This is a genomic window from Cohnella sp. OV330, assembly GCF_900112065.1.
Lineage (GTDB): Bacteria > Bacillota > Bacilli > Paenibacillales > Paenibacillaceae > Cohnella.
In genome coordinates, this window is the sequence record NZ_FOKE01000003.1 from 50931 (window position 1) to 74062 (window position 23132).

Consider the following 23132-nt stretch of genomic DNA (forward strand, 5'->3'; position numbering starts at 1 on the left):
CCATAATGAACGAAGGAGGTGATTCATCTGAGCGCACGGGTTCATAAAACGAAGGAATGGAAGCTTCGGGATTCAAAGAAGAAGCTGTCGACGCGGATTTGGGAAGCCCGGTTCATTTACCTGCTGATCGTTCCGACCATCTTGTACTTCTTCATTTTTGCCTACCTTCCGTTTGTGGGATTGCAAATCGCGTTCAAGGATTTTCAGATTTTCAAGGGGATGTGGGAAAGTCCATGGGTCGGCTGGAAAAACTTCGAGGACGTGTTCCAGTCGGCGAAGCTGCCGCAGGTCACGATCAATACGATCACGATCAGCTTGTATCGCTTGCTGTTCGGATTCCCGGTGCCCATACTGTTCGCCTTGCTGCTAAACGAGGTCCGGGTGCTGTGGTTCAAAAGAACGATTCAAACGGTCACTTATTTTCCCCACTTCCTGTCGTGGGTCGTCTTCTCGGGCATCGTCTTCAACCTGCTCGGACCGCTGGGCATTATCAATCTGCTGCTGAAGAATTTGGGCTTCGAGCCGATCAACTTCTTGACGATGCCGGAATATTTTCGCTCGATTCTGGTCGTGACCGGCATTATCAAGGAGTTCGGCTGGGGGGCGATCATTTACTTGGCCGCGCTTTCGGGGCTCGACCCTCAGCAGTACGAAGCGGCCAAGATCGACGGAGCGGGCAAACTCCGCCAAATCTGGCACGTTACGCTGCCGGGCATCCGCCCGATGATCGTGCTGATGCTGGTTCTGTCGCTTGGAGGCATTCTGGATGCCGGCTTCGATCAGGTGTTCATGATGTACAACGGTGCCGTTATGGGTGTGGGCGATATCATCGACACCTATGTTTATCGGCTCGGGCTTATGGAAGCGCAATATGAGATGGCGACCGTCTTCGGATTGCTCAAGGGGATCATCGGGTTCACGTTAATCGTATCGGCCAACGCCATCATTCGCAGAATGGGGGAGAAGTCGTTGTGGTAACCGATCCATCCAACAACAAGGCGCCAATGGACGACGATCTCCGGGTTTCGCTGGCCGGTACGGGGCATCTGGACCGCAATCCGCTGTGGGCGCAGACGATCATCTACTTGATTCTGGTCGGGCTCGGCCTGGTCACCTTGCTGCCGATGGTTAACGTGTTGGCGGTTTCCTTGAGCGAGGGTTATGCGATTACGCAAAATCCGCTGATGCTGCTGCCTCACGACTTCACCGTGGAAGCTTACAAATATATTTTCGGCACGCAAGTGCTGTTGAAATCGTTCGGCATTACGGTGTATGTCACTGTCTTCGGCACGTTCCTGAACTTGGTATTCACGATCACGGGCGCCTACGGCCTGTCGAAAACGCACATTCCCGGTTACAAACTCCTGATGTGGCTGATCGTCATTCCGATGCTGTTCGGGGCGGGGCTGATTCCCTACTACCTGTTGCTCAAGAATTTGCACCTGCTGAATACGCTGTGGGTGCTTATCATTCCCGGGCTGGTGGCACCGTTTAACCTTATTCTGATGCGTAACTTCTTCTGGAATATTCCGGAGAGCCTCGAGGAATCGGCAAGACTGGACGGCGCGTCCGAACTGCAGGTGCTGTGGAAGCTGATCATCCCGCTGTCCAAGCCGGTGATCGCGACGGTCGGATTGTTTTACGCGGTGGGGCACTGGAATGATTTCTTCTCGGGTCTGTTCTTCATTAGCGACAATTCGAAGTGGCCGCTTCAGGTGGTCATGCGGTCGATCATCATCGATCAGAACATGATGAACATGGGCAGCGGTCCGTCGCAATCGGGCGACCTCACCAAGATCGTAGTCTCCCAGCAAAATATCAAGGCGGCAACCATTATTTTCGCCATTGTGCCTATTCTGCTCGTGTACCCGTTCCTACAAAAATATTTTGTCAAAGGCATTATGCTCGGTTCCGTGAAAGGCTGACCGCGTTGAAACTTCCCTAAAGGGATTTTTCATAAAATCAAACAAAGACGGGGTGTGCGATCTATGAAAAAAGGGAAAGCGGCAACAGGCGCGCTGACGCTGCTGTTGACGGCATCGTCGGTGCTGGGCTGCTCCAGCAATAACAATGAAGGAACGCCGACGGCAACGGGAAGCGCGCCGGTCGCAAGCGAATCGGCACCGGCCGAAAGCACGGCCGGCAACGCCAATCAGAAGGTCGTGAAATTCTCCTATCTGCGACCGACATGGGGGCCGGCGACATACGCCAAAGGCGGCGCCTACGAGAAAGAGCTGTTCAAGCAAGCGAACGTGGAGATCGACGTGCAGATCATTCCCGTCATCGACTTTGACGCCAAGATCAACACGATTCTCGCAGGAGGCGATTTGCCGGACGTTCTGTGGGCGAATGGACCGCTCATGGAGCGTGACCGGAACTTGCAGGAGCAGGGGGCGTTTCTGCCGATCAATGAATATCTCGACAAATATCCGGCGGTCAAGGAAGCGGTCCCGGACGGCATCTGGGAGCAGCTCAAGGCGAAGGACGGCAATAATTATTTTATACCGAACCTGATTTATCCGATTACCCCGGCTCCGATCATGTACCGCCAGGACTGGTTCGAGAAGCTGGGCATCGCCGAGCCGAAGACGGTGGACGAGCTGGTGGCGGCGCTGAAGGTCATCAAAAACAGCGATCCGGACGGCAACGGCAAGAACGACACGGTTCCGCTGACGGCCGGCTACGAATGGTCGTTCAAAGACCTCGCGACCGCGTGGGGTGTTTCGTTCAACGGCTGGACGCCCGACCCGAAAGACGCGAACCGGATCATTCCGTCCATCGCGAACGAGAAAAACATCGACTTCTATTACTGGCTGCAAAGTCTGTACAAAGAAGGACTTCTCGATCCGGAATTCAAGCTGAACAAGGAGCCCAACTTCGCCGAAAACAAATTCAACGCCGGAATGGCCGCCGTCATCGCTACGCCATGGGTCAGCTACATCGAAAAGGTGACCAAGCTGCAGAAGCTCGACCCGAACGCCAAGGTCGGCATCATGTCGCCGCTGGCTGGTCCGGACGGCACGCCGGGCGGCACGCGTTCGGTATTCCCGGTAGATCGCGGCTTCTACATTTCCGCCAAAACCAAAGATCCGGACGGTATTTTCCGCTACCTGAACTGGACGTTGACCGAAGGATCGGACTTCCGCCGATACGGCGTGGAAGGTAAAACCTACAATGTGGTGGACGGCAAGAAAGTAGTTATTCCGAACGAGCAACGCGAAACGGACTATAAAGGCGAGCAAATCGAGCCGCTTCATTTCCTCGATCCGATCGAGGAGAAGCTGGATTGGGACAGCCTGCAATTGGACTATGAAGGCGCGGGGATCGGCGATAAGTTCGCGTACGTGAAGGGGAAATTCGCCGAGTACGCGAAGATCGACTATCCGGACTGGCGAGATTATACGGTAGCGTCGCCGGCCGACGCCGAGCTGGGCGCACGGCTGTGGAACGATTATTTGCAGCCGGTCATCGACAGCGCCATTATCAACAAATCGTCGAATAAGCAGCAATGGCTGGATGCGCTCAAGAAATGGAGCGACGCCGGCGGACAGAAAATTATCGACGAAGTCAACCAGCTGCAGACGAACAAGAGTAAACCGGACTATGTGAACTAAATAGCGGTAAGGGACTGCTGTAATCCAATACATGGATAGGCGGCGAGGAAAGAGCAGGTTGGAAATCATTCCGTGAAAAGCACGTCGGTAATGAATCCATGAGGACCTGCTCTTTCTGCGCTTTCTGTTTGTGTTGCGCCGTTCCAATTCGAGTAAGAAAGGGATGGATTGATAATGACTGGGATGAATCGGTTTCAGGCAAAGATGGTTCTTGCGCTCGCAACTGCCGTGACAGTCCTCGCAAGCGGCTTGGGGTGGAGCGCGCTCCCCGGCAAGACGGAAGCGGCGACGACCTCGACGATCGTCACGCTCGATAACGCAGATTCGCTCTCCGGTTGGACCTCCTCCAATCCGCTGACGCTGGACACCGTGAATAAGCAGGAAGGAACGGCCAGCCTGTCGATGACGGGCAGCCAGGTCGTGCAATTCCAGAAGACGTTCGCTTCGCCGGTCGACACGGGGCTGACGCTGCAGCATGGCTCGTTGAACTTCTGGTACTATGTGGACGACGTGTCGAAGCTGGACGGCACGTACGGTCAGGTCGAGCTGACGAGCTCCGGCGGTTCCGACGTCAATGAATTTTACTGGGAATTCACCTCGCGGGTGTTGCCGCAGCTCGGCAACGGCTGGAATCTCGTGACGCTGGAGCTGGATGACGTCACCGGAACGCTGGGCGATCCGGATCTGGCGGCGATCGACTACTTGCGCATTTATTTCCTCAATTCGAAGTCTCCCGTCGTCAAGCTGGACCAAGTTTATTTTGAGGAAACGGTGAAAAGCCCGGCGTCCGCGATCGTCACGCTGGACCCCGTCGATTCGCTCGCCGGTTGGAGTTCCGACAATCCGCTGACCCTGGACACCTCGAACAAGCAGGAAGGCGCGGCCAGTCTGTCGATGACGGGCAGCCAGACGGTGCAGTTCCAGAAGGCGTTCGCCGCGCCGGTCGATTCGGGACTGACGACGCGTTATGGCACGCTGAACTTCTGGTATTACGTGGACGATGTATCGAAGCTGGACGGCACGTACGGTCAGGTCGAGCTCACAAGCGCCGGAACCTACGACGTCGACGAAGTTAATTGGGATTTTGCGACGCGCGTGCTGCCGCAGTTGAGCGACGGCTGGAACCTCGTGACGCTGAAGCTCGAATCCGCGACCGGCACGATCGGCACGCCCGATCTGCAGGCGATCGATTTCATTCGCATTTTTTTCTTCAATACGAAGTCCCCGGTCGTCAAGCTGGACCAGGTGTATTTTGAGGAGCGTCCGGCTTCTTCGGTCGCTATCACGCTAGACGCCGCCGATTCGTTAACCGGCTGGAGCTCGGCCAATCCGCTGACGCTGGACACTGCGAACAAGCGGGAAGGGACGGGCAGCTTGTCCATGACGGGCAGCCAGGCGGTACAGTTCCAGAAGGCGTTTGCCGCGCCGGTTGATTCAGCGCTAACGATGCAGTACGGCACGCTCAACTTTTGGTATTATGTGGACGATGTGACGAAGCTGGACGGGACATACGGTCAGGTTGAACTGACCAGCTCCGGCGGTCCGGATGTCGACGAGATTTCCTGGGACTTCGCGTCGCGCGTGCTGCCGCAGCTCGGCAACGGCTGGAACCTCGTGACGCTGAAGCTGGACGCTTCGGCCGTCGTGCTGGGCCATCCGGACTTCGAGGAGCTTAATTTCTTCCGGATATTCTTCCTGAATGCCAAGTCTCCCGTCGTTAAGCTGGACCATGTGTTTTTCGAACAGTTTAATCCGGGTGCCGTTGTGCTGGATCGTGCGGATTCCGCGGCAGGCTGGGTTTCCTCCGATACGCTGACGCTGGATACGACCGACAAAGCCGAGGGGCGGGCCAGCCTGAACAGGAGCGGGAGCGGGGCGGTCGAATTCGAGAAAACGTTCGCCACCCCCTTCGATACGCTCGTTGCCCAGGATGCCGGCGTGTTGAGTTTCTACTATTTTATAGGGAATATTTCCGCTCTGGGCGGGGCGACCGGCAAGGTGGGCTTTTCGAGCGCGGGCAGCCTGACGGCCGACGCTTATACGTGGGAAATGGCCGACGTGCTGAGCCAGGCGGTGAACGGCTGGAACTTGATCTCGCTGAGGCTGAGCGAAGCGGATATCGTCGGTCATCCCGACCTTGCGGCCGTCAATTATTTCCGGCTGGCGGTGAACAAGTCGGCGTCGACGGTTTCGAAGTTGGATACGGTTTATTTTGTCGAGCGTCAAGGTTTGGCCGTGCAAAATCACGCAGGAGCCGGCACCGATGTCCTGACGCTGGACGTGACGAACGCCGCGGGCTCCGGCAACAAATACGTGTATCATAAAATCGGAATGCCCGACTACAGGTTCCAACCGGGCGATTATATTGAATATGACGTCCGCATGGACGGCGCCGTGAACGGAGCGGGCGGCCTCGACATTTTGGCGCTGGAAGGCGGCAATTTCCGCGATACGGGCTGGACCGACCAGAATGGCCTGAGCGGTCACGGCGGCTCCGCCAATCTGTCGGCGTATGCCGACAACCAGTGGTATCATCGGAAGCTGAAGGTGCCTCTGTCCATGGTCCGCAAGCACATGGACCAACTGCTGCTCGTCGGCGAGAACGACAAAGGCGGGCTCAGCTACAGCACGGCGTACAAGAACATCGTCGTCACCGACAGACTGGGCAACCTGCGGCAATCGCTATTTACGGTCGCGGAGGAAAAGAGTCTGTTCGGCGTGGCCTACAGCAGCGGCGTCGCCGACAGCAGCGTGACCGGCGGACCGACCGTTTATGCGCCGGACGCCAAGGTGTATACGACCGTTTTCGCCTCGCAGGACGTCGTCGTCGCAGGGTTCGACGTAACTGACGTGCGTTATGGCGCGGACCCCACCGGGATGTTGGACGCGACAGCGGCGTTCCGGCACGCGCTGAACGACTGCGCGATCGCGGGCGGCGGCGTCGTCTATGCGCCGGACGGGCAATACAAGCTGCTGGGCAGCCTGTTTGTGCCGACGTCATGTACATTGCGGGGGGATTGGAAGAAGCCCTCCGACGTCGACAAATCCGTGGACGGCACGCTGCTGCTGGCTTATCCGGGACGCGAGGATGCGCAGGCGCGTCCGTTTATCACGCTCGGAACGGCTGCCGGCGTGCGCAACCTTTCGATCTATTACCCCGAGCAGACGATAGGGGATGTTAAGCCTTACCCCTACACGATCGATCTGACGACGCCGTCGTCCGGAACGGCAATGAACGTGACGCTGGTCAACGCCTATCAAGGGCTATCGACAGCCAAGCGGGTAAACGGCCTGCATTATATCCGCGACGTGTACGGCACGCCATTGCAGACAGGTATTTATCTCGACCAGGTCTACGACGTCGGCAGGGTGGAGGAAGTCGTATTCTCGCCGGCATATTGGGCCGAATCCGGCTTGCCCGGCTCGCCGAACGCCGCAGCCGTGGCAGCCTACACGCAAGGCGACAACGGTTCCGTCGGAATCGTGATCGCTCGCAACGACTGGGAGGTCCTGAACGGCGTCACGATCGACAGGTATGCAACCGGGATCAAGTTCATCGGCACGAGCGGCTTGTCGAACGGCAGCATCTACAATCTGACGGTAAAAGGCGCGCGCACCGGCGTGGACGCGGAAGCCGTCAGTCCGTACGGCTGGCTAATCTCGGCCAGCTCGATCGAAGCGGCGGCCGGGCCGGACCCGGTCGCCGTGCTGGCGCCGACCGGATTCGCGAATACGAGCCTGCAATTCAACAAAACGAAGCTGAGCAGCACGGGCGTCGCGGTTCGGCAACTCGGCGACGGCTTGCTCAGCTTCGTGAACGGCAGCTTCGAAGGCTGGAGCTCGACGGGCTGCGCGATCGACGCGTTAAATGGCAGCTTGCTCGTGCAAGGCAGCGCGTTCGCGGCTGCTGCAGGCGGCGGAACCTCCAAGCACGTCTGCCTGGGCAGCGGGGTATCGTCCGCAAGCTTGCTCAGCAACGATTACAATGGCTCTGCGGTCATTCAGAATGCCAATCCGTCTAACAGCCAGATCGTGATCGACCAATCTCCGCGAACGTTCGAGGAAATGGACGGCTCGCCGTATATCCGCTCCGTGCATCCGAAGCCGGCCAAAGTCGGAGCGAGCGACATGTTCGACGTGTCGGCGAGTCCTTACAACGCGGCGGCCGACGGCGTGACCGACGATACCGCGGCGATTCAGGACGCGCTGGACGACGCGGGCGCGAACGGCGGCGGCACCGTGTATCTGCCGGCCGGCAAATACCGGGTCGACGGCCACCTGGAGGTGCCGGCCGGCGTCGAGCTGCGCGGCGCGCAGGATGTGCCGTTCCATACGATGAGCCACGGCACCGTGCTATACGCTTACGTCGATGGCGACGCCGGAAACGCGGGCGGAACGCCGTTTATCAAGCTGAATTCCGATAATGTCTTGGGCGGTTCCGGCATTCGCGGTATCTTGATCTGGTATCCCGAGCAGGATGTCGACAACGTCACGGCCTACCCGTGGGCGATCCAGAGCCAGGGACCTCAGTGCTGGATCGTTTACACGAACGTTTCGAACGCCTATCAGGGCGTGGACTTCGGCACGTACAACAACAACGGCCATGTCATTGACTACTTGTCCGGCGCCGGCTTGAAGACGGGCCTGTTCGTCGGTCATACGTCGACCGAAGGCTGGGTCGAGAACGTGCACTTCAATCCGACGTACTGGTCGGGCGACGAGAAGCTGCTCAACTCGCCGACCGGCGCGGAGACGCTGGCAAAGATTTGGCCATGGCAGAAAGCGAACGGCACCAGCTTTGCGTTCGGCGCCGTGGCGGATGGCCATGTCAGCGAAACGTTCGTTTTTGGCGCCTACGACGGCATGCGGTTTATCGAGCAGCCGGGCCTTGGCAGCTTTCACGGCATCGTGCTGAACCACGGTACGGATGGCTCCAGGAACGGCATCCGATTCAGTTCGGTCGACTCGCAGGGCGTAACCCTCATTAACTTGGAGACCGTCCAATACGACAACGGCCATTTCGTCGCGGTCGACAACACGGTATCCGGCAGCGCGCCGATTCGCCTTTTCAACACCAACCACTGGACCAATCCGGCCGTGGGCTACGACATCCGAGGCGGCGACGTGCTGTTACAGCAAGGGCATTTTGCCGACGGGGGAACCAACGCGATCAAGGTCACGGGCGGCAGCGCGGACATTCAAACGAGTTATTTTGCAACAGGTATGGCGCAGATGATCAACAACGCCGGAGGTAACGTTAGCGTCACCGGCAGCGCCGCCGCCGACGGGCTCACGATTTCGGGAACTGTGACGCAGGATGGGAATGTGAGCCGGTAAAATCAGGGGAGCAGATCGCGGCCGCAACCGTTATCTGCTCCCTTGTGCTTTATGGTTTCACTATTCAATCGGATCACAAGCCGTATTATTTATGTCCGGATTTACAAGAACCTCGTTATAATTGTCGATTTTGTAATTGATAATTCTTTGTGTCTCCAGTAATCGACCAATCTCGTTTTCAATTTTATTCTTGTGCTCAACTAGAATGGAGACTCTTTGTGCGAGTGACGTTTCACCTTGTTCGTAAAGTTTCTGAAAATGCTTTATTTCTTCCAGCGACATTCCGGTTGATTTGAGTCTCGTTAAGAAGACCATGCCTTCCAAACGCCTTTTACTGTACGCTCTGCGCCCGCTTGCTGTGCGGTCGGCATAAGGAAGCAAGCCGATTTTCTCGTAATAACGGATCGTATCCTCTGTCAGGCCCGTGAATTCGGCCGCTTGTTTAATTGAGCTTGTGGTTTTAGCGTTGTCGATCACTTTGCCGCACCTCCTACCGTATTACCATGGTATCACGCCTTTTTCATCAAAGAAACCGCCTGTCGGGCCACTGTCCGAAAGGGTAGCGAGCTTAACGACAATAGTAGCCCCCTGTTCAACGGTGCGATAGCCCGTATGCCCATTCAAATCCGTAGCCGTAAAACCTGGATCCGCCGAATTGATCTTAATCGGCGTATGCTTTAATTCTTTGGCAAACAAGACAGTGAGTGCATTGACAGCCGTTTTCGAGCTCATGTAGGCGAGTAAATTAACGCCGAATTTTTCGGCGTCGGATTCCGGGTCATCGTTTAAGGCCAAGGAAGCCAAGCCGCTCGATAGGTTTACAATTCTGCCGGCTTGCGACTTTTTAATCAACGGGAGCATGGCCTTCGTGACAGAAAACATGCCAAAAACATTTGTCTCGTAAGTATTCTTAAGAACGGTCAATTCCAGTTGACTCGGAGGAAGACCTTTATCCAAGCTCACGCCTGCGTTATTAATCAGAATATCTAGCGAGCCATACTGATCTTCAATTCGTTTCGCGGCAGAATGAACGGTATCCTGGTCAGTAACGTCAAGCGTAACGGACTCGGCATCGATGTTTATGCTTTTTAGCGATTCTGCGGCTTCTTGCCCTTTAGATTGATCTCTTGAGCCGATCAAAATCGTGAATCCCAGCTTGCCCAGTTGCCTCGCACTCTCGTATCCGATACCTTTATTTCCACCGGTTATTAAAACAGTCTTCGAAGTGTTCATGATTAAGCCTCCATAGGATTGAATCGAATTTACTTGCTGGAGATCATGGTACAACTTGGAGCACACTCCAGGTCAAGAGCAAAATTCAGGGTGGCGCCGCTCGCATCCAGGGATCTAAGCAATTGGATATATCGTGATTCGCTTTGCACCGGACTTTTGTCTGGACGCCCGCCGTTGACACAACAATTCGACCATGATATATTTAGTCCGCTAAATATATACGGTTGCTAAGGAGATTTATCATGGCAGATACCGTGGATTGCGACATTCGTCAGTCGTTAGATCGGATTTCCTCCCGTATGCGCCGAGATTACAGCGAATCGCTTAGGGAGCTCAATCTTTACGTCGGCCAGGATAATTTACTTTCCCGTTTGTGGTCAGGCGACGGGATCACGCAGATGCAGCTTTGCGAACATTTGAAATGCGAGCCGCCAACGGTCACGAACATGGTGAAATCCTTGGAGCAAAATCAATTTATTTACCGCAAGCGAGATGAGCATGACGCAAGGATTATGCGCATTTTTTTAACGGACAAAGGCAAAGCATTAGAGGAGCCGGTCGCTGTGAAATGGAAGCGGCAGCAAGAGAAATTGCTGGATTCGATTTTACCGGAAGAGCGCCTCCTGTTGAGACGTCTTTTGAAGCAAATGGAGAGCAACTTATTGTGAGTTCTCTCCGATCATATATTTAGCTTGCTAAACACCATCTTATTACTTAGCCTGCTAAACAAAATGTCGTTTAAAGCAGATCAGTGAAGGAGAAGAGAACGGTGGCAAACGAAAAACAGATGCAGCTGGCTCTGCAAATGGTCTCGGGATACGGAGCGGAATTCAGCGCTTGGAGAATGCCGGGCACCGACCCGGCAGCTTACACCAACATGGACAGTTACGTAGAGCGGGCCAAGTTGGCCGAAAAGGGAAAATTTCAAATGATCTTCATCGCCGATACGCCGGCATTAACCAATGACTTGGGTCCGCAGACGCCGATGGCCCCTATGGATCCGATGCTGGCATTAATGGCCGTAGCCAGAGAAACGAAGCATATCGGGCTTGTCGCTACCCTCTCTACGACCTTTAACTACCCCTATAACATCGCGCGTCAATTCAAAGCGCTGGACGTGATCAGTCATGGACGTGCAGGATGGAATGCGGTCACCACGTCCGATCCGTTAGCGGCGGCGAATTTCGGCCAACAGCTGGCGAACCGCAAAGAACGATACGACATGGCGCATGAGTCGATACAGATCGTTCAAGCTTTGTGGGGGAGTTGGGGAGTGGATGCCTGGACGCTTGATGTAGAAGGCGGGCAGTTTGCCGACATGGACAAAATTCAACCGATCAACCTGGAAGGGCAATATTATGCCTCCCGAGGTCCTCTGCCGATTCCTCCTTCGGAGCAAGGGCAGCCTGTTGTTTTCCAGGCCGGCGGAGGGGAGCAGGGGTTGGAGTTGGCGGGGAGATACGCCTCCGGCGTTTACGCGAACCCTTACGATATAGCGGCTGCTCGCGAACACAGACAGGCGCTCCGGCATAGCGCTGCCCGTTTTGGCAGAAGTCCCGACGATATCAAGATGTTTGCCGGATTTATGTTTTCGCTGGGCTCGACCGAAGAAGAAGCTTTGGAGCGGCGAAGACAGCTCATGCGATTTAACCCGGAGGAGATCCCCAGTCGGGTCCGTTACCTGGGTTCTATGGTCGGGTTGCCCCTCTCGGTGAACGCGGTAGATATCGATCAACCTTTGCCGGCCGATTGGCTGAAAAATGCTTATGCAAACCCGCGGGATCCGCGCTCGCCAAGAGCCTTAGAGCTGCTAACAAAAGGACTGTCCATTCGCGATGTACTTGCCCATGGCGTCATTAACTATCACCCTGTAGTCGCGGGGACGCCGGTACAAGTCGCCGACTTTTTGGAAGAGTGGTTTGTGGCGGGCGCCTGCGATGGCTTCTCGGTCGTGCCGGATATATCCGACGATGGCGTCGCCGCTTTTGTCGATCTGGTCGTCCCCATTTTGCAGGGCCGCGGTTTGTACCACAGGGAGTACGAAGGCAAGACGCTGCGCGAGCATTTGGGGGTTCCTTATCAATACGGAAGACTGGCCTATTGAAACCCAAGAACGTTTTAATTGATGAATAAGGAGAATGAGGATGAACAAAACATATAATACGCGTGCCATCTTGGCATCGCTGCTCATCTGCGGTTTTGTCGGCATGTTCAGCGAGACCGCGTTAAACATAGCCATGACGAATTTAATGGACGTATTCGAAATTACGGCCGCAACCGCACAGTGGTTAACGACAGGGTTCCTGCTTACGCTTGGGATATTAATGCCCATGAGCGGATTGCTGCTTCAGATGTTTACGACAAGGCAGATGTTCGCGGGTTCGCTTATCTTCCTCACGGTAGGGACATTGATTGCCGCGCTCGCGTTCAATTTTGAAATGTTGATGTTCGCTCGCGTGTTACAGGCGATAGGCATGGGCTTACTTCTCCCCCTTATGTTCAATACGATACTTGTCATTTTCCCGCCAGAGAAGCGCGGTGCGGCGATGGGGTTCGTCGGATTGGTGATCATGTTCGCGCCGGCTACAGGCCCCACCGTAGGCGGTTTATTAATCGAATACTTATCCTGGCATTATATCTTCTGGTTTTCGCTTCTCTTTCTCATCATCGGGCTGTTGGTGGGGCTGAAGTATTTAGATAATGTCACCGAGGTCAAGAAGCCTCGAATCGATCTGCTGTCCGTCGTATTGTCGACGATCGGCTTCGGCGGCATCGTGTTCGGCTTTAGCAAGGCAGGCGAAGGCGCTGAGGGCTGGGGAAGTACGGTCGTGATCGCATCCATCGTCGTGGGAGTTGTCGCGCTGGCGTTATTTATCCTTCGGCAGAACTTGATGCACGATCCGATGCTGAACCTGAGCGTCTTCAAATATCCGATGTACGTCGTAGGGCTGCTGCTTGTGCTGTCCTGTATGTCGATCATTATGTCGAGCATGATTATCCTGCCGATGTTTTTGCAGAAGGGGACAGGGCTCTCCGTGTTTACTGCCGGACTTATGCTTTTGCCGGGCAGCGCGCTGAACGGTATTCTTTCGCCGCGCGTTGGGCGATTGTTCGATAGACACGGACCGAAATGGATCGTTATTCCGGGCCTCGCGGTCGTTGCCACGATGCTGTGGCTATTTAGTACAATATCTCCCGACTCTTCGGTCGCCTTTATCGTGGCTCTGCATATCGGGCTCATGGTCGGCATCGCCTTGATCTGGATGCCTGCCCAGACGAACGGGCTCAATCAACTGCCGCCGGAATTGTATCCGCATGGCACGGCGGTTATGAACACCTTTCAGCAGGTTATTGGTGCGATTGGAACTGCAGTCGCCATCAGTATTCTCACGAGCGGTACGGAGAATTATCTGCACGGCTCCGCTGCTCCGACAAAACCAAGAGAAGTCGCACTGGCCATGACAGCCGGCTCGCAACACGTGTTCTTGTTCACGATGACCATCGCGTTGATCGGCTTGGTCGTGGGCTTCTTCATCCGCCGCGTCATCGTCAAACGCGAAGTCGCGCATGCGATTCACTGATAGCATTTAACGAGGAGGCGTACAAAATGAAATTCGGAATCATAGGAGCAGGAAACATCGGGTCCATCATTGCAGAAAAGCTGGTTGCTAACGGGCATGAAGTTAAAATCGCGGATGCTCGCGGAATCAAGCGTTTAGAAGGAAAAGAACTTCCAGGAAAAAAGGTGACGGTTGAAGAGGCAGGTATAGCGATCGACGTGCTGATCGTATCGATCCCGCTGCACGCTCTGCCAAGCATTCGACATGTTCTAGCATCCGTTGGCGAGGAAGTCGTCGTTGTAGACACCTCGAATTATTATCCGCAAAGAGACAATAAAATCGAAGAAATCGAAAAGGGGACGGTAGAAAGCGTATGGGTTTCCAAGCAACTAGGCAGACCTGTAATAAAGGCTTTCAACAATTTATTGGCATCAACCTTGCAGAATGAAGGAACGCCGGAAGGGACTCGCGGACGCATCGCGATGGCGATTGCCGGCGATGACTTATCGAAAAAGCAAATCGTTATGGAGATCGTCAATGAAATGGGATTCGACACCGTAGACAGCGGTTCTTTGGAGGACTCGTGGAGACAGCAACCGGGAACGCCGGCCTACTGCACGGAGCTGACCAAAGAGGAGCTTGCCGAGGCCTTAAAGAAAGCCGACAAAGATAAAGCGCCGCTTTTGCGGGATCGAGCGATTGAGAAGCTTTCAGCGCCTACATCCGCTTTTTCAATTAAAGATGTCGTTCATATGAATAGGGAAATATACAATTCATGAACTGGGCACAGGTAGAACCGTATCGTCCCGACGTATTCTGAACTTGAGGCGTTTCCGTAAAATCCGATTTTCGCCGCAGCCGTTCATTCAATGACGGTCGTTAACAACCGATATTGTTAGCATCGCTTGAAAAGACGGTGAAATCATGATTAGGAAAAATGCCCTGTTGCTCGGAATGATCGGTTTGTTCGTTCTCGTTACGATCGTGAATGTATTTCAATGGCTTAGTCCCGCTACGCAGGCCGTGAGGGCGAGCGGCGGATCGTTGGATGCGACGCAGTGGGACTTTGCGAAGCAGGGCGTCCTCTCGCTGCGCGGGGAGTGGGCGTTCTACGAAGGGAAGTTGCTAGGGCCTGAAGACTTTCGAGCCGGCCCGATCGAAGGCCGTTTCGTTCAAGTTCCCGGAGGCTGGAAGAATAAGCTGGCTTCGGCAGACAAGAACGGTTATGGCGCCGGTACGTACCGGTTGCTCGTCCGCACGAGCGAAGCCGCATTGTACAGCATCCGGGCCAAAAAAATCCGCATGTCCAGCCGCATCTTCATGAACGGCGTCGATTTGGGCGGCAACGGCAGTCCTTCCTTATCGGCGGACGGCTTCGAGGCAAGCAATGCGCCGTTCTTCGGCACCGTCCAAGCCGATTCGGGAACCGTCGAGATTATCATTCAGGTCGCCAGCTTTAACTATCTGGAAGGCGGATTGGTGCAGCCGCCGGAATTCGGACTGGCGGACGACGCGATGAAGCGGCGCGACGATTCCAAGCTCGCCGATATGATTCAGACGACGATCTTGCTTGCGTTCGGATTGTATTATGCGGGCATGTTCAGACAGTGGCGCCGGGAACCGCACCTGATGCATTTTTGCCTGTTTTGTCTGGCGCTCGGACTGTTCTTCAGCATCGACAACGAAATACTGGCGCTTGACTTCTTGCCCGGATTGACATTCCCATGGCTTCAGAAGATGCTTTTCCTATTGCCGCTCTTCTCCTTTTATTTCTTCACGCATTATGTGTACCGGTACCTGAAGGAAAGGGATAACGTTGTATTTACTTGGCTTCGCAGAGCGACGTACGTTTATCTTGCGACCATTCTGCTGCTTCCCAATCGTTACTTGGTCAGCTTCCTGGACGTCGGGATCGCGATCGGGGCGGCCGCCTTCGGGGTGATGCTCTATGCCGTCTTCCGCGGCCGCAGCCGCGGTAACCATAGCAGCCACTACATCATGCTTGGCATCTTCTTTCTGTTTGTCAGTTGGCTCTATGCGCATCTGCGTTACCAGCTCGCGCTGGACAATCCCTATTATATGGTGGTGACGCCGGCGCTGCTCGTCTTGTCTCAGGCGCTGCTCATGTCCGACGAGCTTCAGCTGAGCTATCGAAGAAGCGAGCGGTTATCCCAGCGATTGCTGCGTTACGATCGCCAGAAGGACGAGTTTCTGGTGAAAACTTCGCACGAGCTGCGAACGCCGCTGCACGGCATCGTGAATCTGTCTCAGGCGCTGTTGGACAATCGGACGACCCCGCTTCAGGCGGAACATCGGGACAATATACATATGCTGCATTTGCTGGGCCGACGACTGGCGGGACTCGTGCACGATATCCTCGATCTGAACCGGATTCGCCACGGACAACTTCTGATTCGCACGACATCGGTCAACTTGGGTCAGTCGGTTCGATTCGTCATGGAGACGTTGTCCATCTCGCCGGTCAACAAAGAGGTGAGGCTCATGAATGCGCTGCCGGCCAAGCTGCCGCTTCTCCTTGCGGACGAAAACCGGGTGAAGCAAATTTTGTACAACTTGCTGGAGAACGGGCTGAAATTCACGAAGCAAGGGACGGTGACCCTCTCCGCGGAGCGGAGGGGGGACGAGTTGGCCATCTCGGTGACGGATACGGGGAGCGGGATTCCCGCGCATGAAATCGCCGGCCTGTTCCAACCGTTTGTCCAGTCGGAGGCGTTGGGGCATGCCGGCGAAGGGCTAGGTTTGGGGCTGAGCATCGCGAAGCAGCTGACGGAGCTGCAAGGCGGCCGGTTAGAGGCGGAATCCACGGTGGGCGTCGGCTCGCGGTTCACGTTCACGCTGCCGATCGATCTGGCATCGGAGGAGGCCGCTACGGCGGCCGCGGAAGCGGAGCTGCCTTCGCCGGTAGTCGTGCCGATGCGGGACAATCAGACGGCCGAATTTCACCTTCTGATCGTAGACGACGAACCGTCCAACCTGAAGGTGCTAATCGATGAAGTCTCTTCCATGGGATATGGTTATACGGCGGTGGGAAGCGGAGAAGAGGCGCTCGAAGCGTTGCGGCGCCACAAGATGAAGCCGGACTTGCTGCTGCTCGATCTCATGATGCCGGGCATCTCGGGCCTCGACGTATGCAGGGAGATCCGACGGCTGCAAGGACTTGCCGAGCTCCCGATTCTGATGATGACCGCCTCCGGACAGACGGGCGATATCGTGGCCTCGTTCGCCGCCGGCGCGAACGATATCGTGCAGAAGCCGTTCGAGCTGGCCGAATTGCGGGCGAGGGTACAATCGCTGCTGGCGATGAAGAGCTCCTCGGAACGCGCGGTGCGGCGGGAGATGGATCTCCTGCAAGCCCAAATTACGCCGCACTTCCTGTACAACAGCATGAATGCCCTCGTCGGGCTCAGTTATAAGAACGTAGACAAGCTCAGGGAGACGATTCACCACCTGACGACGTACTTGCGGGCCAAATTTACTTTCGTCTTCTCGGAGGAGCTCGTTCCGTTCGAACGCGAGATGGAATTGGTCGAGGCGTACTTGGCGATCGAACAGCTGCGATTCGGCAGCAGGCTGGCTGTCGAGATCGAGATCGAGGCGGGTTTCCGATGCATGCTGCCGCCGCTAACGCTGCAGCCCATCGTAGAGAACGCGGTGCGGCACGGCATCGGACCGAAAGCGTCCGGAGGAACGCTCCGAATTGCGGCATGCAGGCGCGACGGCGGTGCGGAAATAACCGTGGAAGACGATGGCGTCGGCATCGGCGAGGAATTGTTGCGCGTGCTGAAGGAAGGGCGAGCCGCAGGGGTCGGCGTCGGCAACGTCAACCGGCGCCTCCAGCTGGTATGCGGCGGCGGATTGGACATTCGAAGCGGCGACGGAACAGGGACGCTGATCAAACTGCAAATACCGGAGGCGAAATCAAGCCATGGTTAGGGCGATATTGATCGACGACGAGGAAATCGCGCTCGACGTGATGGAAATCTTGCTCCAAGAGGTCGGCGGGGTTACGGTGCTCGGCAAATTCAGTCTCGTGTCCGATGCGATCGCGCAGGCGGATGAGCTGCTGCCGGACCTGATCTTCCTCGATATCGAGATGCCCGAGACGAGCGGACTTGCGGCTGCGGCCAAGCTGCTCGAGCGGTTTCCCGACGCGGATATCGTGTACGTGACCGCTCACAGTCAGTATGCGGTGGACGCTTTCGATACGAAGGCGATCGGGTACTTGCTGAAGCCAGTCGCCAAGCCCCGGCTCGTCGCTGCCTTGGAGCGGCACGCGGAGCTTCGCGAGAAAACGGCGCGACGGGCCAAGGCTGGAATCTTGACGAGCGACCGGGACGGCGCACAATCCCCCGAGCCTTTCAGACGACCGCTGTCTCTGAAACTGCTCGAAAGCGTCGAGCTTTACGATGCCGATGGCCGGTTGATCACCTGGCGGACGAAGAAGACAAAAGAGATGTTCGTTTATTTGTGGCACCATGGGGGAACCCCCGTGTATCGATATCACATTCTCGAGCATTTGTGGCCGGAACTGGATGCCGAACGCGCGCAAGCGCTTTTTCATACGACGATGTACTACGTGCGGAATACGCTGAAGTCCGCGGGCTATCCGGAGATGATCGGTTCCGGGGACGAGCGTTATTGGATGCGAACCGACGAAGTCGCCTGCGACGTGACGCGGCTGGAAGCGTTGATCGGGGCGGGGAGACGGGCGAGCGATGCGGAGGAACTGCTGTCGCTCTATCGCGGCGACTATTGCGAGACGGAAAATTACGGTTGGGCGAACAGCAGAAGATACGAGCTGCGCGGGGCCGTCATGCGGCATCTGGAGCTATGCGCGGAGCATGCGGCCGACGGTTCGCTGAAGGAACGCATGCTCCGCAAGCTGATCGAACTGAATCCGTACGAAGAGAAATATTACGACCGGCTGGCGCTGCATTTGACGTTCCTGGGGGATGCTGCTGCCGCGGATCAGGTGAATCTTCTTAAAGAAACGACGTTTCGGGCCGACCTGGGACTGAATGTTGCCGACATGAACCGCGAATAATCGATTATGTTTGGAAAATGTTTAGCGTTCGGCTGTTACGCTTCTCCCATGCAACCCACGATTGAATTGCAGAGAGGGAGAGGTACATTGAAAGCACGATCGATGTTCCGTTTGTTGTCTAGAATAAAGCTTCAACTGCTGCTGGCCGTTGCGCTGGCGATTCCGCCCATCGCGATGGCCGGCACCGCGAGCGCGGAGCCGGATTCGTCGGGTACGTTCTCCGGCACGTTATTAGCCAGCTGCGAATACAAAAGCGACATAGAGAATGGAGACGTAACCGCTTCTTGTCCGGACGCGATATCCATCGGCGCAAATGAGTTAAACGCGTTTGCGGGCGTACTCAAGTTCGATTTGAGCGGTTTCGACGGAACGGTACTTGAGGCCGATCTAAAATTGTATGTAACCGCTAATAATGCCGATGAAGAAGCCAGTCCCGAGCTGACGATCTACCAGCATGACGGGAACTGGACGGAGCCGACGACCTTAGAGGCGGCTTGGCCTTCCTACGGCAGTGGATTGCATGCGAGAGCGGTTGCCGTAACGGAAAAAGACGGCGCATGGATGACATTCAATATTGCGTCGCTGGTGCGCGACAGTATCAATAAAGGACAAACCGAACTTGTTCTCGTGCTGGCGAACATGAGGTGGGATGCTGGGGGACAGCGGATTTTCCAATTTACATCGTCCGGTACGAATAGCCCACAGCTGGATATCTCCTATACGACATCTCCCGTTCAACTGCCGGCCCCGCATGCGCGAATTGCGGCTGGGGACGGATTTACGCTGTCGCTTCAGGATGACGGAACGGTCAAAGCCTACGGTTGGATTAACGGCAGCAAGATCGAAGTGCCCGACAACCTGACCGGCGTGCAGTCGGTGTACGCGTCCAATGCCTGCGGCTATGCCATCAAGACGGACGGTTCCGTTGCGGCCTTGGGCGACGGCTGCACGGTTCCCGCCGAGGTTCCGAACAGCAATGTGGTCGGGCTCGTCCTGGATGGGAGCGCCCCTGCCGTCTTGAAGAATGACGGGACGATTATCAATTGGGGATCGGGACAGTACAAGATGCCGGAGGAATGGGAAACCATTTACGGACCGTTCAAGTCCGTCACGGGAGGCTATAACCATGCGGCCGCACTGACGTGGGATGGCGATGTTGTCAGTTGGGGCTCTGCTTCGATGGGGGCGACGTCAGTGCCCGAAGACCTGCCGGAAACTGCAGCCATCGCTTCGGGAATCAATCATACGCTGGGGCTGTTGAAGGACGGCAGTGTCAGACTATGGGGTTACTGGAGCTTAGAACGCCCACCGGCAGACTTGCCTAAAGCAGTGGCGATCGGTGCGAACGATAACTACTCCGTGGTGGTTACACGCGACGGGGCTGTCGTCGTATGGGGTGACGGAGAACGATTGCAGCCGCCGGCCGGACTTAGCGGTGTCGTAGCCGTCGCGGCAGGTAGATCGCATATCGTCGCCCTGAAGTCGGACGGCACCTTGGTCGGATGGGGGAACAATCAGCATGGGGAGACGGTCACGCCGGCGCCGTCCGTAAAAGGGTTGTCCTGGTCGGCCGGCAGCGAGATCGGCACGACGAAGGCGATCATCGCGGACGAAAGTCTGAACGACGAGAACTACGGCGAGCTGACGCTGAAATATCGGATCGGCGCCGCGGGCAGCGTCAGACATCCTTATGTCGGCGAAGATCCGGCCGATCTCGGCTACGACACGGAGCTTCACGCCGGCGACGAGCTGACGGTCCCTGCGGGACAGCACGTATATGTCATGGCGGAGTACGAAGAGAAAGACGAAGAGGACAGCGCTGCGGTTGGCGTCAGGAAAGTAGCCTATTGGTCGGACGCCGACCCAATCGTAGCAAAAGCACCTCCTGAGGCGCCAAGTGTTACGGCCGACGATGCGGCAAACACGATCGCAGGTCTCACGACGGCGATGGAGTTCCAGGTCGACGACGGAGCTTACGTAAGATACGTCGGAACGAATGCGCCCGATCTCAGCGGCACGCATACGGTCAAAGTCAGAGTCGCGGCCGATCCGGCAACGGGAACGCCGGCTGGGGCGGCAGCCACGCTGAGCTTTACGACGAACCCGCCTGCCCCTGCAGCGCCAAGCGTAAGCGCCGACGATGCGGTGAACACGATCGCAGGTCTCACGACGGCGATGGAGTTCCAGGTCGATGACGGAACTTACGTGAAATACAACGGAACGAATGCGCCCGATCTCACCGGCACGCATACGGTCAAAGTCAGAGTCGCGGCCGATCCGGCAACGGGAACGCCGGCTGGGGCGGCAGCCACGCTGAGCTTTACGACGAACCCGCCTGCCCCTGCAGCGCCAAGCGTTACCGCCGATGATGCGGCAAACGCGATCGCAGGCCTTACGACGGCGATGGAGTTCCAAATCGACGGCGGAGCTTATGTGAAATACGACGGAACGAATGCGCCCGTACTCTCGGGCACGCATACGGTCAAAGTCAGAGTCGCGGCTGATCTGGCAACGGGAACGCCGGCTGGAGCGGCAGCCACGCTGAGCTTTACGACGAACCCGCCTGCCCCTGAAGCGCCAATCGTAAGTGCCGATGACGCGGCAAACACGATCATTGGCCTCACGACGGCGATGGAGTTCCAAGTCGATGGCGGAGCTTACGTGAAATACGACGGAACGAATGCACCCGATCTCTCGGGCACGCGCATGGTCAAAGTCAGAGTCGCGGCCGATCCGGCAACGGGAACGCCGGCTGGAGCGGCAGCCACGCTGAGCTTTACGACGAACCCACCTGCCCCTGAAGCGCCAATCGTAAGCGCCGACGATGCGGTGAACACGATCGCAGGTCTCACGACGGCGATGGAGTTCCAGGTCGATGACGGAACTTACGTGAAATACAACGGAACGAATGCGCCCGATCTCACCGGCACGCATACGGTCAAAGTCAGAGTCGCGGCGGATCCGGCAACGGGAACGCCGGCTGGAGCGGCAGCCACGCTGAGCTTTACGACGCCATCAACGTACGTACCGCCGACATCCACGCCATCGGCGCCGAAGAGTCAGGGAGTGGATGTACTCGTCAACGGTAAGGCGGAAAATATAGGCGCCGCCACAACGTCGACGAGAAGCAACCAGACCGTAACGACCGTCATCGTGGACGAGCGTATGCTGGAACAAAAACTTGCAGCAGAAGGCCAAAAGGCCGTTTTAACGATCCCGGTTAACAAGAAGTCCGATGTCGTAGTCGGAGAACTTAGCGGTAGAATGATCCAGGGCATGGAGCAGAAGCAAGCCATTATTGAAATCAAGACGGATCATGCAACCTACACGATTCCGACGCGGCAAATCAATATTAGCGCGATCTCCGAACAACTCGGAAAGACAATCGGACTGCAGGATATTACCATTCAAATCGAAGTGGCAGCTCCAAATGAAGATACCGTGAAACGAGTGGAGAGCTCGGCTAAAAATGGCGATTTTTCAATTATCGTTCCACCCGTTGAATTCACGATCAGAGCCGTCTCCGGAGATCAAACGATCGAGCTTACCCGTTTTGAAGCTTATGTAGAAAGAACGATCGCGATCCCGGACGGCGTGGATCCGAGTAAAATAACGACGGGTATCGTCGTAGAACCGGATGGAACGGTTCGCCATGTGCCTACCCAAATCGTTATGATCGGGACCCAGTATTTTGCAAAGATAAACAGCTTAACGAACAGCACCTATTCCCTCGTCTACAACCCGGTAGCGTTCGATGATGTAGATCGGCACTGGGCGAAGACGGAAGTAAACGACATGGGCTCAAGAATGGTCGTTAATGGCACCGGCAACGGTTTATTTAATCCCGATCAAGCGATTACGCGGGCCGAGTTTGCCGCCATTATGGTTCGTGGATTGGGCTTGAAATTAGCTGAAGGCGCGACTGCGTTCAGCGATGTGAAACCGACGGATTGGTTCGGCGGGGCGATTCAAACCTTGTATCAATACAAGCTGATCGACGGGTTCGAAGACGGAACCTTCAGGCCGGCGGATACCATTACTCGCGAACAGGCCATGAAGATCATGGCCCAAGCGATGGTGCTGACCGATCTCGAATCCAAGCTTTCGTTAGAAGGATCGGCTGAACCGCTAAAACCGTTCGCAGATGGAAACACAACCGCGGAGTGGGCTAAAGCTGGCGTGGCCGACGTGATTCAGGCGGGGATCATTAAGGGCAGAAGCGGCTCGACCCTTGCTCCGAAAGCGAATATTACAAGAGCGGAAGTCGCGGTTATGATTCGGAAATTGCTTCAATCTTCAGGATTGATCTAAGCAACTGCTTAT

13 protein-coding genes are annotated in these 23132 nt (G+C 56.0%); 11 read left to right on the plus strand and 2 right to left on the minus strand.

Annotation, left to right across the window (positions count from 1 at the left end):
- Positions 1 to 18: 18 nt before the first annotated feature.
- From BM235_RS07450 to BM235_RS07465, 4 genes are all read left to right on the plus strand, one after another.
- Complete coding sequence (locus BM235_RS07450; protein ID WP_255374144.1) at positions 19 to 978, plus strand: ABC transporter permease; 960 nt, start codon at positions 19 to 21, stop codon at positions 976 to 978.
- A complete protein-coding gene (locus BM235_RS07455) occupies positions 972 to 1925 on the plus strand; it encodes a carbohydrate ABC transporter permease (protein WP_199408920.1) in 954 nt (317 codons plus the stop codon). The genes BM235_RS07450 and BM235_RS07455 overlap by 7 nt, the downstream gene beginning before the upstream one ends.
- Positions 1926 to 1988: 63 nt before the next feature.
- Positions 1989 to 3614 (plus strand): type 2 periplasmic-binding domain-containing protein, encoded by a 1626-nt coding sequence (locus BM235_RS07460; RefSeq protein ID WP_090111204.1) that lies wholly within the window; start codon positions 1989 to 1991, stop codon positions 3612 to 3614.
- A 174-nt stretch (positions 3615 to 3788) separates the two neighbouring features.
- Complete coding sequence (locus BM235_RS07465; RefSeq protein ID WP_090111206.1) at positions 3789 to 8951, plus strand: glycosyl hydrolase family 28-related protein; 5163 nt, start codon at positions 3789 to 3791, stop codon at positions 8949 to 8951.
- A 60-nt stretch (positions 8952 to 9011) separates the two neighbouring features.
- Here BM235_RS07465 and BM235_RS07470 read toward each other — a convergent pair whose 3' ends face one another.
- On the minus strand, positions 9012 to 9428 hold the full coding sequence (locus BM235_RS07470; protein ID WP_090111208.1) for a MerR family transcriptional regulator: 417 nt from the start codon (positions 9426 to 9428) through the stop codon (positions 9012 to 9014).
- A 21-nt stretch (positions 9429 to 9449) separates the two neighbouring features.
- Positions 9450 to 10184 carry an SDR family oxidoreductase gene (locus BM235_RS07475; RefSeq protein WP_090111210.1) on the minus strand — a complete coding sequence of 245 codons (735 nt, stop codon included), beginning with the start codon at positions 10182 to 10184 and terminating at the stop codon, positions 9450 to 9452.
- 242 nt (positions 10185 to 10426) lie between these two features.
- On the opposite strand from BM235_RS07475, the gene BM235_RS07480 reads away from it, so the two are divergent.
- The 7 genes from BM235_RS07480 to BM235_RS07510 all read left to right on the plus strand — a co-directional run bounded on the left by BM235_RS07480 (position 10427) and on the right by BM235_RS07510 (position 23120).
- Positions 10427 to 10852 (plus strand): MarR family winged helix-turn-helix transcriptional regulator, encoded by a 426-nt coding sequence (locus BM235_RS07480; protein WP_090111212.1) that lies wholly within the window; start codon positions 10427 to 10429, stop codon positions 10850 to 10852.
- Positions 10853 to 10953: 101 nt separating this feature from the next.
- Positions 10954 to 12288 carry an NtaA/DmoA family FMN-dependent monooxygenase gene (locus BM235_RS07485; protein WP_255374149.1) on the plus strand — a complete coding sequence of 445 codons (1335 nt, stop codon included), beginning with the start codon at positions 10954 to 10956 and terminating at the stop codon, positions 12286 to 12288.
- Between the two features lie 34 nt (positions 12289 to 12322).
- Positions 12323 to 13765 (plus strand): DHA2 family efflux MFS transporter permease subunit, encoded by a 1443-nt coding sequence (locus BM235_RS07490; RefSeq protein ID WP_110468834.1) that lies wholly within the window; start codon positions 12323 to 12325, stop codon positions 13763 to 13765.
- A complete protein-coding gene (locus BM235_RS07495; RefSeq protein WP_255374277.1) occupies positions 13765 to 14523 on the plus strand; it encodes an NADPH-dependent F420 reductase in 759 nt (252 codons plus the stop codon). Before BM235_RS07490 ends, BM235_RS07495 begins: the two co-directional genes overlap by 1 nt.
- A 145-nt stretch (positions 14524 to 14668) precedes the next feature.
- A complete protein-coding gene (locus tag BM235_RS07500; RefSeq protein ID WP_090111218.1) occupies positions 14669 to 17698 on the plus strand; it encodes a hybrid sensor histidine kinase/response regulator in 3030 nt (1009 codons plus the stop codon).
- Positions 17691 to 18809 carry a response regulator gene (locus tag BM235_RS07505; protein ID WP_090111221.1) on the plus strand — a complete coding sequence of 373 codons (1119 nt, stop codon included), beginning with the start codon at positions 17691 to 17693 and terminating at the stop codon, positions 18807 to 18809. The genes BM235_RS07500 and BM235_RS07505 overlap by 8 nt, the downstream gene beginning before the upstream one ends.
- 87 nt (positions 18810 to 18896) lie before the next feature.
- Positions 18897 to 23120, plus strand: coding sequence for an S-layer homology domain-containing protein (locus tag BM235_RS07510; protein WP_177244209.1), 4224 nt, complete (start codon positions 18897 to 18899; stop codon positions 23118 to 23120).
- Positions 23121 to 23132 lie beyond the last annotated feature (12 nt).